Consider the following 15,876-nt stretch of genomic DNA (forward strand, 5'->3'; position numbering starts at 1 on the left):
CAAACTCCAATGAATGGGCCGGACAGCGCCGCGGCTGGTCAGCTGCAGTCTGCTGCTTCGGCAAGGTTGATGAGATGGCGGACGTCAGTACTGGCGGGTGGTATTACCCGGTTGCATCAGGCCTAGCGGTTGGGCGGCCTCTTCGGCAAGGTGAATGCGCTCATGCGCCGGCGGGAATGACAGCCAGTAATAGAAGTATTCCCGCGCCAGCTGGACAAAGGCTTTCTGGTTTTGCGCATCGCTCAGGTGCAGCAGCATGGCGTCCACCACCATACGGAAGCTATCCGGGCGGTAAGGTTGCCCGGAAAGCAGGAACAACATGGCTTTGAGCAGGTATTCCCGTTCCTGGATGTCTGCTTCGGGCATACCGTCTTCAAACAGCTTGCCCAAATAGATTTCCAGCGAAGGGGGAAAGGCTTCGAAGCCTTGCTGCTGCATGCGTTCGAGCAGGGATGCCAGTGAATCGGCCATTTCCAGCCGTACATTGCGGGTAGTGAAACCGGAACGGGCGGTGATTTCCACCAGCTTTTTGACATCGCCAAGCCAGAAATAATAATACTCGCGGGCGCAGGTCAGGGCAGTTACCCGGTCTGCCACCTCGCAATCATTAACGAAACGCTCCACCACCCGGCGAAAGGATTGAGCGTCCCGCGACACGCCAATCAGCAAGGGCAGCAAGCGGTCCAGCAACTGTCGGCGTTCCTGCAATACCTGCTCGCTGGCACCCTGGCGCAGGATCAGACGCAAATAGGCATCCAGTGCCTGTTGCAGGGCATCCCCGTCCATGGCTGGAAGTGCTGAGGCGTTCTCGGTCATTGGCATGTACTCGCAAGGTCGGCCGGTGCCGCTGCAGTCTTTCGTCACGCAAGTGCGCGGTAAAGACTTTTTCATTGTGGAACAGGATCAGGGCTTCGGCCAGACGATTTCTCCGCTTGCCGCAGCCCAAGCCGTCAAAGCTGAGCAAAAGTCATGTTGATACGGATGTCAGCGCCAACCATGCGCACATCCTGAATCTTCACTTGTTGTTTGTCGGCCAGATCTTCCAGCGCAGGCCAGGCAAACAAGCCCTGCGCCGTGCTGCCCACCAGGGCCGGGGCCAGGTACAGGATGGCTTCGTCCACCAGCCCGGCTCGCACCAGTGCGCCATTCAGCCCGGCACCCGCTTCGATCATGAGTTCATTGACACCACGCTCGGCCAGTCGTTGCATCAGTATGGGCAAATTGGCATGACCAGCTTCTTCAGGCAGCACCATCAGCTCGGCTCCACGCTGCAAATACGGCTGGTGCCGCAGCGGGTCGGCAATGCTGGTCACCAGCAAGGTATTGCCGCCGTGGAAAATGCGCCGGTCCGGCGGCGTGACCAGACGGCTGTCCAGCACCACCCGCAAAGGTTGCTGCGGCAGGATGAAATCGCGCACGGTCAGTTGCGGATTATCCACCAGCACCGTACCGCTACCGGTCAGGATGGCGCAGCTGCGCGCACGCAGCTTCTGCACATCGTGACGGGCTGCAGGGCCGGTAATCCACTGGCTCTTGCCATTGAGCAATGCCGTCTTGCCATCCAGTGTGGCGGCAGCCTTGAGCGTCACCCATGGCCGTTGTCGTTCCACGCGCGACAGAAAACCACGATGCACCCGGCGCGCCTCGGCCTCCAGCAGCCCGGCAGAGGCGTCGATGCCGGCAGCCCGCAACATGGCCAGCCCGCGACCGGCAACCTCATGGTAAGGGTCGACCATGGCGGCAACCACGCGCGCCAATCCTTCCCGTACCAGGCGTTCGGCACAAGGTGGGGTTCGGCCGTGATGACTGCAAGGCTCCAGCGTGACATAGGCAGTTGCACCCCGCGGCGAATCGCCACGCGCCAGGCAGTCCTTGATAGCCTGGATTTCGGCATGATCGCCACCCACTTGCAAGGTGGCACCTTCACCAATCACCTGGCCATCGCGCACCAGCACACAACCTACTCCGGGATTCGGTGCCGCGCGACGGGTTGCGGCTTCGGCCAGGCGTAACGCCTGTTGCATGAATACATGGTCTTGCGGGGAATACGACGACATCAACAAGCCTTCCAGCGGAATGAGAGTGGCCACGCCTGACATGCAGGCAGCGGCCGATGGCGTAAGCAAGCAAGCTGGCCGCTAACGCGGCGGCCAGGCTGATTATCAGTGATTGGACTTCTGGATTTCCTTGATGGCGTCGGAGAATTCGGAAATATCCTGAAAACTGCGATAGACCGAGGCAAAACGCACGTAAGCCACCTTGTCCAGCTTGGCCAGTTCGTTCATCACCATTTCACCAATCTGCCGGCTGGAGACTTCGCGCTCACCCAGTTGCAACAGCCGATGGCAAATGCGATCAATCGCATCATCCACCAGCGCAGTGGGAACCGGGCGCTTGTGCAGGGCACGCAAAAAGCTGGTGCGTACTTTCTCGATATCGAATTCGGAACGATGGCCACCAGACTTCACCACCTGCGGCATGCGCACATCGGCGGTCTCGAATGTCGTGAAGCGCTTTTCGCAAGCCAGGCAACGACGACGACGACGGATGCTGGCCCCGTCTTCACTGACGCGAGAGTCAATGACCTGCGTATCGGCATTGCCACAGAAAGGACATTTCATGACGTGTCAATCCAGTGAGTTTGATATGGTCTGATGGTATCAGCAAAGACCACGCAGGTTAATGCCTGCCATCGTAAAGCCGTGTGGATTTGGCGCAGACAAGAAAAAAGGCAGCCCGCAGGCTGCCTTCTGTCAAACATGCTGACGCTTACTTGGCATAAACCGGGAAGCGATGGCACAGGGCGGTAGCCTGTTCGGCTACGCGAGCGATGGCTGCATCGTCGTTCGGGTTGTCCAGTACGTCGGCTACCAGGTTGGCCACCATCACAGCTTCAGCTTCCTTGAAGCCACGGGTAGTGATGGCCGGGGAACCGATACGGATGCCGGAAGTCACGAACGGGCTTTCCGGGTCATTCGGAATGGCATTCTTGTTGACGGTGATGTGACCACGGCCCAGCAGCGCGTCGGCAGCCTTGCCGGTCAGGCCCTTGGGACGCAGGTCCACCAGGAAGACGTGGCTTTCGGTACGGCCGGAGATGATGCGCAGACCGCGCTCAGCCAGGGTACGGGCCATGGCGTCGGCGTTCTTCAGCACTTGTTCCTGATATACCTTGAATTCCGGTTGCAGCGCTTCCTTGAAAGCAATGGCCTTGCCGGCAATCACATGCATCAGCGGGCCGCCCTGCAGGGTCGGGAACACATTGCTGTTGATGCTCTTTTCGAACTCGGCCTTGGCCAGGATGATGCCGCCACGCGGACCACGCAGGGTCTTGTGGGTGGTGGAGGTCACGAAGTCGGCATGCGGCACCGGGTTCGGGTATACACCAGCGGCGATCAGACCGGCATAGTGCGCCATGTCGACCATGAAGTAAGCACCGCACTTCTTGGCGATCTGACCCATGCGTTCGAAGTCGAAGCGCAGGGCATAGGCGGAAGCACCGCCGATGATCAGCTTGGGCTTGGTTTCCATCGCTACGCGTTCCATATCGTCGTAGTCGATTTCTTCCTTTTCGTTCAGACCGTAGGCCACGATGTTGAACATCTTGCCGGACAGGTTGGCCGGGGAACCGTGTGTCAGGTGACCACCATGGCCCAGGTTCATGCCCATTACGGTGTCGCCCGGTTTCAGGATGGAGAAGTACACGGCCTGGTTGGCCTGGCTGCCGGAGTGCGGCTGCACGTTGGCGTACTCGGCACCGAACAGTTGCTTCACGCGGTCGATCGCCAGTTGCTCGATCACGTCCACGTGTTCACAGCCGCCGTAGAAACGCTTGGCCGGGTAGCCTTCGGCGTACTTGTTGGTCAGCTGGGAGCCTTGGGCTTCCATCACTGCGGGGCTGGTATAGTTTTCGGAAGCGATCAGTTCAATATGATCTTCCTGGCGTTGGCACTCGGCCTTGATAGCGGCGGCCAGTTCCGGGTCGAACTTGGCAATCGTCTGGTCAGCTGCAAACATCTTTGACTCTTCCATCAAAGGGTTAACGATGAGGCCATTCTACACGAATCGCCCGGTGGAAAATTTTCACGTAAAGCTATTTTGACGATACAGGCAAACGCTGTACGTCATGGTCATTGTTTATTGTTTATTGTTTATTGTCCGCTTGGCTGTGGCAGGTCGTCCGCAGTAAAGAACAGCGGAATTCCGTCACGGCTTTCCGGGTAAACCTCGGCCAGCACATGCACATCACGCACATGGCATTCGGCCATCAGTTCGCGGAAATTCGATTCAATCAATGCCACATTGTCCATGGCCGCCAGCGGCCAGACAAAAGCTTCCCAGTTGCGTTCGTCGCCTTCTGCCGACAAGGTGATGTGCAACTCACCGTTGTCGTGGGCGGACAGAATGGCCACCGGGTCTTTCGACAGCTCGCGCAGACGACGGATCTGGCTGCTGGCAAACACCTGCAAAGCCACTTCAAAGCGGGCGAAATTACCGGCCACCAAAGCCTGCATCACCGGCAAGGGAGGGCGGGCAATCGGAAACAGCGTCACACCGTCGGTATGCAACTGCTCGCCCAGGAATTTCATCAACGGCATGCCCCAGGCACCGACGGCACCACCCAGCTTTACCGGAACCGCATCGCCTTCCGGCTGGATGGCCACACCCAGCAGGTAACGCAGGAACACACCTTCTTCTTTCAGAGTGATGGCGGCACCGTTCAATGCTTCACCGACTCCGTCAACTGCGCTGGTCAGGTCACGGGTCAGGCGGTACAGCCTGGCTGCATCCATCGCCACCACCGTATCCGGGTGCAACAGTTGGCCAAACACACGCACATCACCATCGGAACTGATGACACCATGCTGGCGCAGCAATGCGTTCAAACCGTCTTCATCCGCAATGGCGGCGGGTAACGTTGCCTGGTTCTTGCTACCGGCCACCAACACCAGCGGCAAGGCAAATACGTGTGCACAGCGGCCATCCGGCTGCTCGACTGCGGCCCGCAATGCATCCCAGACAATCTTATAAGTGTCCTGCGACGGCACCATCGCCAAAGCGACCGAAATGGAGAGCAATTCGCCACGTTGCAACATTTGCGCCATGGCATCGCGGATGGCGACAAACCACATCTCACGATCCGCTTCTGTCGTCGCGTTCTGCACCGACAGCGCGTTGTGGATCAGCATATTGGTCAGCGATACCTGCGGGTGGTATTGGCGCGGGTCCGGGAGAGTGAGAAGCGGCTGCGACATCTTGTCATCCTGCTGAAATCGGGAAAGGCGATATTGTCGCACAGTCAGCCGCTGCCAGCTCATCAAGCAAGCGCTTGACTTTCAATTTAAAACATAAGAATGTGCTAATTTGCGACAAAAATGGATGTTTTTTCGTTTTCCGAAAATTCAGATGTTGACACTCGCACACGGCATCTGGATAATCCGTACTCGTTGAGATGCAGCAATTGCTTCTTGATAGTTTCTCCTCTATTTCTCCTTTGTAGACTTGGCGCGGGCCTCACGGCACCGCGCATTTTTTTTGCCTGCACGTACCGAAACAGCACCAAACACTGCTATAACACAATGTTATTAAAGATTTTTTACGAAATATCATAAAGAATCCGCCTCGCCACAAGCGCAGCCCAAGCAGCGACATCCCCCACACCAGCCCTACGGAACACCCTTGGCACGCCATCGCTGGCCAGTTCAATTCATGCCAATGGGAAATGTTCGAATGTGAGTAATTGCAGCGTAATTAGCACACATATATTGTATACAAGTTCAATTTGTGACAAAAAAGAAAAACCGAACATGCGGAAATGTTCGGTCTTGCAGGATGAGCAAGAAGACGTAGCGCCAAAACACGCTACCAATCAGGGAATCCGGTGCGCTTGCGTGACCGGAAATGATGTGACTGAGTGCTGAATTTTAAGTTCACCAGCCAAGAAAATTCTTATCCTGGATCAAACAGGAATGTGGCAAATACCCGACAGTTTTACTTGGTTTTCACCCTACTCGCTCATGGCAAGGCTGGCCGGGGCAAGTCCAGCCAGGCCAGCACGGATGGCCGTTGCCATTGCAAGGCCGCGTAATCTGCCAGTCGCGGCGGCATGGGGTCGCCATTCAGGCGCAGGCGGTTCAGCATCAGCGCCAGATCGACATCGACAATGCTCCACTCACCAAACAGGGTGTCCGAACCCGGCGGCAGGATCTGCTCGGCCACGCGTAGCAGCTTGTGGGCAGCCCGTGCCGCCACATCAGACAACGGTGCATGCACCGGTCGGTAAAACACCACCAGCGTGTCGCGCTCTTGCCGCAATGGCAGCAGGTCACTGCGCAGCCAGGCCTGGATTTGCCGCGCCCGCGCCCTGCCCTGTGCCGATTGCGGGTACAGCGCCGGGGCGGGGAACAGTTCTTCCAGATATTCGGTAATGGCCGTGGACTCGCTCAGCACGAAATCCCCATGCTGCAAGGCAGGCACACGTGCGGTCAGCGAACTGGCGGCATAAGCCGGGGCATGATGGGCCCCGTTGTCCAGATCCAGGGTTGACAGGGTGAAGGGCAGCTGCTTTTCCTGCAGCGCCACATACACCGACATGGCATAGGGGCTGCAATATTGGGCATCGACGGTCAGGTGGAGTGAAGAGGTAGTGTTCATCGCTAGCTTCCTTTGACGATCACATTAACGGGACTGGGGCTGGTCGAGTTGCACGGGGCCAGAGACAAAACTTGCACTGCTGATCTTGCCGGCTTCCACCGTATACAAACACAGCAGTTCAATCTGTCCTGGCCCCTCGGCAAAATTACGCCGGACCATTTCGTGGTCTATCACCACTTGGCCCAGGACCTGACGGTGCAACAGCCGCGCATGCAGATCGGGCTCGGCAAAGCGGGCGATGGCCCGTTGGCGTATTTCAGCATGGCCACGCGCCAGCAGTGTAGCCGGGTGCTGATACTGGCAGGCATCTTCGGCATAGGTTGCCAGCCAGGCGACCAGATCACGCGCGTTGTAGGCATCCAGTTGCCGTTGCACCACTGCTTCCGGGGATAAATCCTGCGTTTCGGCCATGCAGCTTGTCCTCCTGTTAAAAATGATGCGTAAAAAAACGGCAGCCGCAGCTGCCGTTTTAGCTCTTTCAGCGGGCAGTCCGCTTATTTTTCCACCTGGGTCACATCACGCACCGCACCGGTATCGGCACTGGTGGTCATGGCTGCGTAGGCGCGCAGGGCGGCACTGACCGGACGCTGACGATCCACCGGTTTCCAGGCATCACGGCCACGCGCTTCCATGGCGCTACGTCGTGCAGCCAATGCCTCGTCGCTGATGGCCAGACGGATACCGCGGTTGGGGATGTCGATCTCGATGGTGTCGCCCTCTTCCACCAGGCCAATGGCACCGCCTTCGGCAGCTTCCGGCGACACGTGGCCGATGGACAGGCCGGAAGTACCGCCAGAGAAACGGCCATCGGTCAGCAGCGCGCAGGCCTTGCCCAAGCCCTTGGACTTGAGATAGCTGGTGGGATAGAGCATTTCCTGCATGCCGGGGCCGCCTTTGGGGCCTTCGTAGCGAATGACCACCACGTCACCGGCGACGATCTTGTCATCCAGAATGGCGGCAACGGCGTCATCCTGGCTTTCGAAGATGCGGGCACGGCCAGTGAACTTGAGGATGGAATCATCCACACCAGCGGTTTTCACGATGCAGCCACGCTCGGCGATATTGCCGTACAGCACCGCCAGGCCACCATCCTGCGAGTAGGCATTGGCCTTGTCGCGGATGCAGCCACCGGCACGGTCGTCATCCACATTCGGATAGCGCATGGATTGCGAGAAGGCGATGGTGGTAGGCACGCCGCCCGGTGCAGCGCGGTAGAAGCGGCGGGCTTCGCTGTCTTCGCCATGGCGCATGATGTCCCAGGTTTCCAGCCCCTCGGCCAGCGTCTTGCTGTGGATGGTGGGCACATCGCGGTGAATCAGGCCGGCGCGGTCCAGTTCGGACAGGATGGCCACCACGCCACCGGCGCGATGCACATCTTCCATATGGTATTTCTGGGTAGCAGGGGCCACCTTGGACAGGCAGGGCACCGAGCGCGAGATGCGGTCGATGTCGGCCATCTTGAAGTCGACACCGGCTTCGCTGGCAGCAGCCAGCAGGTGCAGCACGGTATTGGTGGAGCCGCCCATGGCCACGTCCAGGCTCATGGCGTTTTCAAAGGCCTGCTTGGTGCCGATGGCACGCGGCAGCACGCTGGCGTCGTCCTGTTCGTAATAACGCTTGGTGATGTCAACGATCAGGCGGCCGGCACGGAGGAACAGTTCCTTGCGGTCGGCATGAGTAGCCACCAGGCTGCCGTTGCCCGGCAGCGACAGGCCCAGTGCCTCGGTCAGACAGTTCATCGAATTGGCGGTGAACATGCCGGAGCAGGAGCCGCAAGTCGGACAGGCCGAACGCTCAACGCGCTCCACGTCTTCATTGGAAATGGCGCTGTTGGCTGCTTCCACCATGGCGTCCACCAGGTCGAGCTTGCGGATGTCGTTGCCCCACTGCACCTTGCCCGCTTCCATCGGGCCGCCGGAAACAAAAATCACCGGAATGTTCAGGCGCATCGCGGCCATCAGCATGCCGGGGGTGATTTTGTCGCAGTTGGAGATGCACACCAGTGCGTCGGCACAGTGGGCATTCACCATGTATTCCACGCTGTCGGCAATCAGGTCGCGACTGGGCAGGCTGTACAGCATGCCGCCGTGGCCCATGGCGATGCCGTCGTCGATGGCGATGGTGTTGAATTCCTTGGCCACCCCGCCGGCGCGTTCGATTTCACGTGCAACCAGCTGCCCCATATTGTGTAGATGGACATGGCCGGGCACGAACTGGGTAAAGCTGTTGGCAATGGCGATGATGGGCTTGCCAAAATCCTCGTCTTTCATGCCGGTAGCACGCCACAGGGCACGGGCACCCGCCATGTTACGACCGGCGGTGGAGGTTTTGGAACGGTATTGGGGCATGTCTTGTTTCCTTGATGATCAGATGCTTGCAGAGCGCATTGCCACTGACCGCGCCTGTGTTGCAGGCAGGTCTGCCCTCTCCGGGGTGCCGCGGGATCGGGCTGGCCGCAATCTGTCATGGTAATGACAGGACGCGGCGGAACGCATTCCGTATAATTTCGTCCATATTCTTTTACCGCAAACGCACCCACCTGACAAATGATCGTTCATCCGCAGTTCGACCCCGTTGCCATTCACCTGGGCCCGCTGGCCATTCACTGGTATGGCCTGATGTACCTGCTGGGCTTTGGCCTGTTCCTGCTTCTGGGCAATTACCGTATCCGCCAGGGCCATGCTTTCCTTACTTCCAAGCTGCTGGACGACTTGCTGATGTATGGCGTGCTTGGCGTGGTGATTGGCGGACGCCTGGGTGAAGTGCTGTTTTACGAGCCAGGCTACTACTTCAGCCATCCGGCGGAAATTTTCATGGTATGGAAGGGTGGCATGTCCTTCCATGGCGGTTTCCTGGGTGTGCTGGTAGGCATGGCCTTGTTTGCCCGCAAGCAGCAGCGCAGCTTCTGGGAGCTGACCGACTTCATCGCCCCGCTGGTGCCGCTTGGCCTGGCCGCCGGGCGTATCGGCAACTTCATCAATGGCGAGCTGTGGGGCCGGGTAGCCAGCCCTGATCTGCCGTGGGCCATGCTGTTCCCCCAGGCGCGGGCCAATGATCTGGTCGAAGGTCAGACTTCGTCCGACCTGCTCAACATGCTGATGCAGTACGGCGCACTGCCGCGTCACCCCTCACAGCTGTATGAATTTTTGCTGGAAGGCATCGCCCTGTTCGCCGTATTGTGGGTCTATAGCAGCAAGCCGCGCGCGCGCGGGCAGGTGTCGGCGGTATTCCTGATCGGTTATGGTGTGGCGCGCTTTGTCAGCGAGTTTTTCCGCAACCCGGATGCCGGCATTTTCGGCCAGTCCTATACCATCAGCATGGGCCAGTGGCTGAGCCTGCCGATGATTGTCATCGGTGTAGTGTTGCTGGTCTGGTTCGGCAAGCGTCGGCAAGGCTAGTCTATACTGGCTGCAGACGGCCAGTCGTCCGTCATGAGAATTCATCACGAAAGCCAGTCCACGACTGGCTTTTATTTGTCCAGCGGCCCTGCGTCCGCCCAGATAAGGAAAACCCCTCATGAAAACACTCAAGCTATCCTTGGCCACCGCATTGCTGGCCCTGTCTGCGTTGGCCAGTGCCGAAGAAGCCGTGTTGAAAGTGTCTGCCATTCCGGACGAAGCTCCGACCGAGCTGCAACGCAAATTTGCGCCGCTAGGCCAGTATCTGGAAAAAGAGCTGGGGATGAAGGTGCAGTTTGTGCCGGTCACCGACTATGCCGCCGTGGTGACTGCATTGAACAGCGACAAGATAGACCTGGCCTGGCTGGGGGGCTTTACCTTTGTGCAGGCCAGCTTGCACGGCAAGGTAGTGCCGTTGGTGCAGCGCGAGGAGGACAGCAAGTTCACTTCCAAATTCATCGTGAATGCCGCAGTGGGTGCCAAATCGTTGAAAGACCTCAAAGGCAAAAGCTTTGCCTTTGGTTCGGCGTCGTCCACTTCCGGCCACCTGATGCCACGTTACTTCCTGCAAAAGGAAGGTATCAAACCGGAAACCTTCTTCAAGAACGTGGCCTACTCCGGTGCGCATGATGCCACCGTGGCCTGGGTGGCTTCGGGCAAGGTGGATGCCGGTGCGCTCAATGCCTCGGTATGGGACAAGCTGGTGGAAAGCGGCAAGGTGGATGGCAGCAAGGTAAAGCTGCTGGCTACCACCCCACCCTTCTACGACTACAACTGGACGGTGCGTGGCAATCTGGAGAAGAAACTGCAAGAGCGCATCAGTGCAGCCTTCCTCAAGCTGGACCCGAAAAAACCCGATCAAAAAGCCATTCTGGACTTGCAACGCGCCAGCCGCTTTATCCCGACCAAGGCTGACAACTACAAGGGCATCGAGTCCGCTGCCGAAACGGCAGGCTTGCTCAAGTGAGCCTGCTGTTTGACAACACCAGCCTGGAGCTGGGTGGCAACACCATTCTGCGAGATATCCGGCTGGAACTGGCCAGTGGCGAGCAGGCGGCCTTGATCGGCCCTTCCGGGGCGGGCAAAACCTCGCTGCTGTTACTGGCCGCCACCCGCTATCGCCCAAGCAGCGGCAGCCTGAGCGTGCTGGGCGACAACCCCTGGCATTTGTCGGCACGCTGGCTGCGTCGTTTGCGCAGCCGCATCGGCATGGTTTACCAGTCGCCCCCGCTACCAGCCCGGCAACGGGTGATTCACGCCGTTGCCGCAGGACGGCTGGGCCAATCCGGCACACTGGCGGCGCTGCGCCGCCTGTTGTGGCCGGATGATGGCGCGGCCATTCAGGATTGCCTGCAAAGGGTCGATCTGGCGGACAAGCTGTGGCAACGCTGCGACCAGCTCTCCGGCGGCCAACGTCAGCGGGTGGGCATTGCCCGCGTGCTGTACCAACAAGCCCAACTCCTGCTGGCGGACGAACCGGTATCGGCACTGGACCCCAGGCTGGCGGAGGACACCATCCGCCTGCTATTGGCCGAAGCATCTGCCAGTGAGGCCAGCCTGCTGGTGAGCCTGCATTCGGTCGAGCTGGCACTGGCCTACTTCCCGCGCATTATCGGTGTGCGCGATGGCCAGATCATGTTCGACCTGCCACGCGAGCAGGTCCATCCCGGTGTCGTCAGCGCCTTGTATGCCGATGAAAGACTGGCCGAGTCCGTCGCCCAGCCAGCCCATGCAGCAATCAGCCAGGGCCTGCGATGCTGAGTCCGCATCCGCGCGATCCGGCGCGCTGGCCACGCCTGTTCACCCTGTTGCTGGGCCTGCTGTTGCTGGCACCCAGTTTTCCGCTGACCCAGTTCAACCCGGCGACGCTGGCCAATCCCGACAGCTGGCACACCATGGCCGGTTTTGTTGCCGGTTTCTTCCCGCCGTCCTTGCAAAGCAGCTTCCTGCACGATGTGGCGCGGGAAACCATCACCACACTGGCCAGTGCCACCGCCGGTATTGCACTGGCCATCTTGCTGGGTGCGCCACTGGCCTTTGCCACCACACGGGCACTGGAGCGCCAGGCTCTGGCCGCCGAGCGCGCCTCGGCCAGCATGGAAGGGGTGAAGTCACTACTGCGCGGCCTGATGGTGATCCTGCGCGGGATACCGGAAATCGTCTGGGCGCTGCTGTTTGTCCGTGCAGCAGGCTTGGGCAGCCTGCCTGCGGTGCTGGCCATCGGCCTGGCTTATGGCGGCATGCTGGGCAAGGTGTATGCCGAGATTCTGGAATCCCAACCGCGTGAGCTGGCCGCTGCACTGCACCTGCAAGGCGCCAGCCGCTGGCAGTGCCTGTTGTATGGCTTATGGCCACAGGCCCTGCCCGAACTACTGAGCTACAGCGTCTACCGCTGGGAATGCGCGATACGCGCCTCCGCCGTGATGGGTTTTGTCGGTGCCGGTGGCGTGGGCCAGTTGCTGGACACCAGCCTGAAAATGCTCAATGGCGGCGAGGTCAGCACCCTGCTGCTGGTTTTCCTGCTACTGGTCAACCTGACCGAGGGCCTCAGCCTGCTGTCACGCCATGCGCTGGAACGCCCACGCGGTGGCGTGTACCTGCTGGGCAGCGGCATCGTGGCGGTGGTGGCCAGCGTGCAGTGGCTGCTGCCTGGCTGGCGCGATAGCGGTTTCGATCTCTCCGCCATCCCGCGTTTCATCCATGATTTTTTCCTACCGGATGGCAGCATGCTGGCCGAGCTGGCCCATGGCACGCTGGAAACACTGGCCATGTCGGCACTGGGCACGGTGCTGGCTTTTGTCGCCGCAGCAATGCTGGCGATGCCAGCCGCCGGGCGCTTTGGCAGCCTGCTCAAACTGGCCAGCCGCCTGCTGCTGAACCTGCTCCGCGGCGTGCCGGATTTGCTATGGGCATCCATCGCCGTGCTGGCGGTAGGGCTGGGCCCTGCTGCCGGGGTGCTGGCATTGGCCTTGCACACGGCCGGGGTGCTGGGACGTCTGTTTGCCGAAACGCTGGAAAATGCAGACCCGGCAGCCGAACAAGCCTTGCGCCTGGCAGGTGCCGGACGTGTGCAGGCCTTTAGCTACGGGCCATTGCCCGCCATCTTCAGCCAATGGGTGGCCTATACCCTGTACCGCTGGGAAAACAATATCCGCATTGCCACGGTGCTGGGCATCGTCGGAGCCGGTGGCCTGGGGCAGCAGCTCTATCTGGCCCTGTCCCTGTTCCAGCAGCACAAGGCGGCCAGCCTGATCATTGCCATGCTGCTGCTGTCCTGGCTGGTGGAGCAGCTTAGCCGCGCCTGGCGGCAACACATGGCGTGAATCGCCGGTCACACCCGTCCTGGCCCGGTTTATTCCAAATACAGATAAAAAATGCATTTTTAATCGTTTTACCTGCTGAGCCCGCGCCCCTAGCATGGAGTCCATTCACAGCAGTGCCTACCGGTACTGACTGTCATTGTCATCTCACTCCACAAGAGGCTTAGCCATGAAAACCCCTTCCCTGCTACTGGCGCTCACCCTGCTGGGCACTGCCGGCCATGCCTTGGCCGACCGTCTGGACGATATCAAGAAAGCTGGCGTACTGCGCGTGGCCGCCTTCGACAGCAACCCGCCGTTTGGTTTTCTGGATGCCAAAACCCACCAGATCAGCGGGCTGGATGTTGAAGTAGCCCAGGCCATTGCCAGCAAGCTGAAAGTAAAACTGGAGCTGGTGCCCACCAATCCGGCCAACCGCATTCCGCTGCTGGTGGCTGGCAAAGCCGACCTGGTTGCCGCCAACTTCACCGTGACCGAAGAACGCAAGAAGCAGGTGGACTTCAGCCTGCCGTACTTTGCTTCCGGTCAGCAGTTCATTGCCCGCAAAGGCAGCCTGAGCAAACCGGAACAGCTGGCAGGCCTGCGTGTGGGCGTGGACAAGGGCACCACCCAGGAAATCTACCTGCGTGAGAAATACAGCAAGACCACCGTAGTAGCCTACGATGACACCCCGCTGGCCTTCACTGCACTACGCAATGGCAATGTGCAGGCCATCTCACAGGATGGCTCCAAGCTGGCCGCCCTGCTGGCCAATGCGCCGGACAAGGCCAAGTACGAACTGGCACCGTTCACCCTCACCCGCGAATACCAGGCCATCGGCCTGCCCAAGGGTGAAGCACGCCTGACCAAGGTGGTGAATGAAACGCTGCTGGAACTGGAAAAATCAGGCCAGGCACACAAGATCTACGACCGCTGGTTCGGCCCCGGCACCAAGGCCCCGCTGCCGCGCGATTTCAAGATCGGCGACGCCGTCTGATTTTACCTGGACACACCAACCGGCCTGCGCCTCATCCGCACAGGCCGGTTTTCTGCATTATTGACCACCACTTGTTGAAAGAACGCACCGATGACACCGCCCTCCTGGCTGGGACAAGGCTGGCTGGCACCGCATTATCTGGGCTGGCTGCTGCATGGCGCAGCCATGACTGCCGCACTGGCACTGTGTGTCAGCCTGGCGGCCACCTTGCTGGGCATCTTGCTGTGCGCAGCACAGGATAGCCCACTGCGCGCGCTGTACTGGCCTGCTCATCTGTTTTGCAGCCTGCATCGCAACACGCCACTGCTGGTGCAGGTCTTGCTGTGGTATTTCGGCGCGGGCGGCTTGCTGCCGGATGTGACCATGCAATGGCTGAACACCCCGCATCAATGGGCATTACCGTTAGGCTTCAGCCTGGACTGGCCCTCTTTTGAATGGCTGGCCGCCTGGCTGGCACTATCGCTGTATTCGGCCAGTTTCATCAGTGCAGAGCTGGCCGCCGGGCTGAATACCGTGGCGCGCGGACAAAAACTGGCGGCACGGGCGCTGGGCATGAGTGAATGGCAGATTTTCCGCTTCATTGTGCTGCCGCAAGCCTTGCGGGTGATCCGCCAGCCACTGCTAGGGCAGTACACAGCCGTGATCAAAAATACCTCGCTGACCATGGTCATCGGCGTGGCAGAGCTGTCCTATACCTCGCGGCAGGTGGAAAGCGAAACCCTGCTAGCCTTTCAGGCCTTTGCCGTGGCCACCTTGCTTTACCTGCTGCTGGTCATCGGCACCCAGCTGGCAGGCAGCCGACAGGCCAACGGAGCACCTGACGCATGATGCTGACCTTGCTACAAGACAATCTGGACTATTTGCTGTGGGGTAATCTGGCCCAGGGGCAGCCAGGCGGGCTGCTGCTCACTGTCGGTATCAGTCTGGCTGCCGGTGTGCTGGCAACGCTGGGCGGACTGGCCGGCGGCATTGCCCTCACCATGGGCAGCCCGCGCCTGAAGCGCAGCCTGACCGTGCTGGTGCAAGTGTTGCGTGCCATTCCGGTGTTGATGCTGATTTTCTGGTGTTACTTCCTGCTACCCATTCTGTTTGGTATAGACATCCCCGGCGTGCTGACGGTGATTGCCGCGCTGGCACTGATCAACGCAGCCTATCTGAGCCAGTCGGTTCAGGCGGGCATCGCCGCCATCGGTAAAGGCCAGTGGATGGCTGGCGCTGCGCTGGGCATGACACGCTGGCAAACATTGCGCCATATCATCCTGCCCCCGGCCTTGCGCCACATGCTGCCCTCCTTCATCAACCAGTGGATTACCCTGCTCAAGGACAGCTCGCTGGCGTATGTGGTGGGCGTGGCGGAGTTCACCTTTGTCGCCACCCAAATCAACAATCGCGAACAGGTGTATCCCTTGCAAGTATTCGGCATTGTGGCCATTGCCTATTTGCTGTTGTGTTCCGGTCTGGAATGGAGCGGGCGGCGACTGGCAGGCAACTCCCGCTGATTTGCACGGATTTACCTGCCGCACGCGCC

General features: G+C 59.7%; 16 protein-coding genes. 8 read left to right on the forward strand and 8 right to left on the reverse strand.

Annotation, left to right across the window (positions count from 1 at the left end):
* Positions 1-84 precede the first annotated feature (84 nt).
* Entirely contained in the window at positions 85-786 is a 702-nt protein-coding gene (locus tag HWX34_RS02555; RefSeq protein WP_178970843.1) for a hypothetical protein, read from the reverse strand.
* Between HWX34_RS02555 and HWX34_RS02560 the strand changes: the two genes are divergently transcribed.
* Positions 785-976: a hypothetical protein gene (locus HWX34_RS02560; protein WP_178970844.1), complete on the forward strand. Its 192-nt coding sequence runs from the start codon at positions 785-787 to the stop codon at positions 974-976. The genes HWX34_RS02555 and HWX34_RS02560 overlap by 2 nt on opposite strands.
* Here the strand turns inward: HWX34_RS02560 and ribD are convergent.
* The 7 genes from ribD to ilvD all read right to left on the reverse strand — a co-directional run bounded on the left by ribD (position 951) and on the right by ilvD (position 9,002).
* Entirely contained in the window at positions 951-2,057 is a 1,107-nt protein-coding gene (ribD, locus tag HWX34_RS02565; protein ID WP_178970890.1) for a bifunctional diaminohydroxyphosphoribosylaminopyrimidine deaminase/5-amino-6-(5-phosphoribosylamino)uracil reductase RibD, read from the reverse strand. The genes HWX34_RS02560 and ribD overlap by 26 nt on opposite strands.
* 105 nt (positions 2,058-2,162) lie before the next feature.
* Positions 2,163-2,621: a transcriptional regulator NrdR gene (gene nrdR / locus HWX34_RS02570; RefSeq protein WP_045845686.1), complete on the reverse strand. Its 459-nt coding sequence runs from the start codon at positions 2,619-2,621 to the stop codon at positions 2,163-2,165.
* Between the two features lie 148 nt (positions 2,622-2,769).
* A complete protein-coding gene (gene glyA, locus HWX34_RS02575; protein ID WP_178970845.1) occupies positions 2,770-4,017 on the reverse strand; it encodes a serine hydroxymethyltransferase in 1,248 nt (415 codons plus the stop codon).
* Between the two features lie 134 nt (positions 4,018-4,151).
* Positions 4,152-5,255, reverse strand: coding sequence for a hypothetical protein (locus HWX34_RS02580; RefSeq protein ID WP_178970846.1), 1,104 nt, complete (start codon positions 5,253-5,255; stop codon positions 4,152-4,154).
* A gap of 760 nt (positions 5,256-6,015) precedes the next feature.
* Positions 6,016-6,654 (reverse strand): glutathione transferase, encoded by a 639-nt coding sequence (gene yfcF / locus HWX34_RS02585; protein WP_178970847.1) that lies wholly within the window; start codon positions 6,652-6,654, stop codon positions 6,016-6,018.
* Positions 6,655-6,678: 24 nt separating this feature from the next.
* Positions 6,679-7,065: a nuclear transport factor 2 family protein gene (locus HWX34_RS02590; RefSeq protein WP_178970848.1), complete on the reverse strand. Its 387-nt coding sequence runs from the start codon at positions 7,063-7,065 to the stop codon at positions 6,679-6,681.
* Positions 7,066-7,148: 83 nt separating this feature from the next.
* Entirely contained in the window at positions 7,149-9,002 is a 1,854-nt protein-coding gene (gene ilvD, locus HWX34_RS02595; RefSeq protein WP_178970849.1) for a dihydroxy-acid dehydratase, read from the reverse strand.
* Positions 9,003-9,200: 198 nt separating this feature from the next.
* Here ilvD and lgt point away from each other — a divergent pair, with 198 nt between their 5' ends.
* The 7 genes from lgt (at position 9,201) to HWX34_RS02630 (ending at position 15,847) form a co-directional block, all read left to right on the forward strand.
* A complete protein-coding gene (gene lgt, locus HWX34_RS02600) occupies positions 9,201-10,052 on the forward strand; it encodes a prolipoprotein diacylglyceryl transferase (protein WP_178970850.1) in 852 nt (283 codons plus the stop codon).
* Positions 10,053-10,170: 118 nt separating this feature from the next.
* A complete protein-coding gene (locus HWX34_RS02605) occupies positions 10,171-11,019 on the forward strand; it encodes a putative selenate ABC transporter substrate-binding protein (RefSeq protein ID WP_178970851.1) in 849 nt (282 codons plus the stop codon).
* Positions 11,016-11,813 (forward strand): ATP-binding cassette domain-containing protein, encoded by a 798-nt coding sequence (locus HWX34_RS02610; protein WP_178970852.1) that lies wholly within the window; start codon positions 11,016-11,018, stop codon positions 11,811-11,813. The genes HWX34_RS02605 and HWX34_RS02610 overlap by 4 nt, the downstream gene beginning before the upstream one ends.
* Positions 11,807-13,375: an ABC transporter permease gene (locus tag HWX34_RS02615; protein WP_178970853.1), complete on the forward strand. Its 1,569-nt coding sequence runs from the start codon at positions 11,807-11,809 to the stop codon at positions 13,373-13,375. The genes HWX34_RS02610 and HWX34_RS02615 overlap by 7 nt, the downstream gene beginning before the upstream one ends.
* A gap of 166 nt (positions 13,376-13,541) precedes the next feature.
* Positions 13,542-14,348: an ABC transporter substrate-binding protein gene (locus tag HWX34_RS02620; RefSeq protein ID WP_178970854.1), complete on the forward strand. Its 807-nt coding sequence runs from the start codon at positions 13,542-13,544 to the stop codon at positions 14,346-14,348.
* A 90-nt stretch (positions 14,349-14,438) separates the two neighbouring features.
* Positions 14,439-15,176 carry an amino acid ABC transporter permease gene (locus tag HWX34_RS02625; protein ID WP_178970855.1) on the forward strand — a complete coding sequence of 246 codons (738 nt, stop codon included), beginning with the start codon at positions 14,439-14,441 and terminating at the stop codon, positions 15,174-15,176.
* Positions 15,173-15,847 (forward strand): amino acid ABC transporter permease, encoded by a 675-nt coding sequence (locus HWX34_RS02630; protein ID WP_178970856.1) that lies wholly within the window; start codon positions 15,173-15,175, stop codon positions 15,845-15,847. Before HWX34_RS02625 ends, HWX34_RS02630 begins: the two co-directional genes overlap by 4 nt.
* The last annotated feature ends 29 nt before the right edge of the window (positions 15,848-15,876 follow it).

The organism is Aquitalea sp. LB_tupeE, from assembly GCF_013391415.1.
Classification (GTDB): Bacteria; Pseudomonadota; Gammaproteobacteria; order Burkholderiales; family Chromobacteriaceae; genus Aquitalea.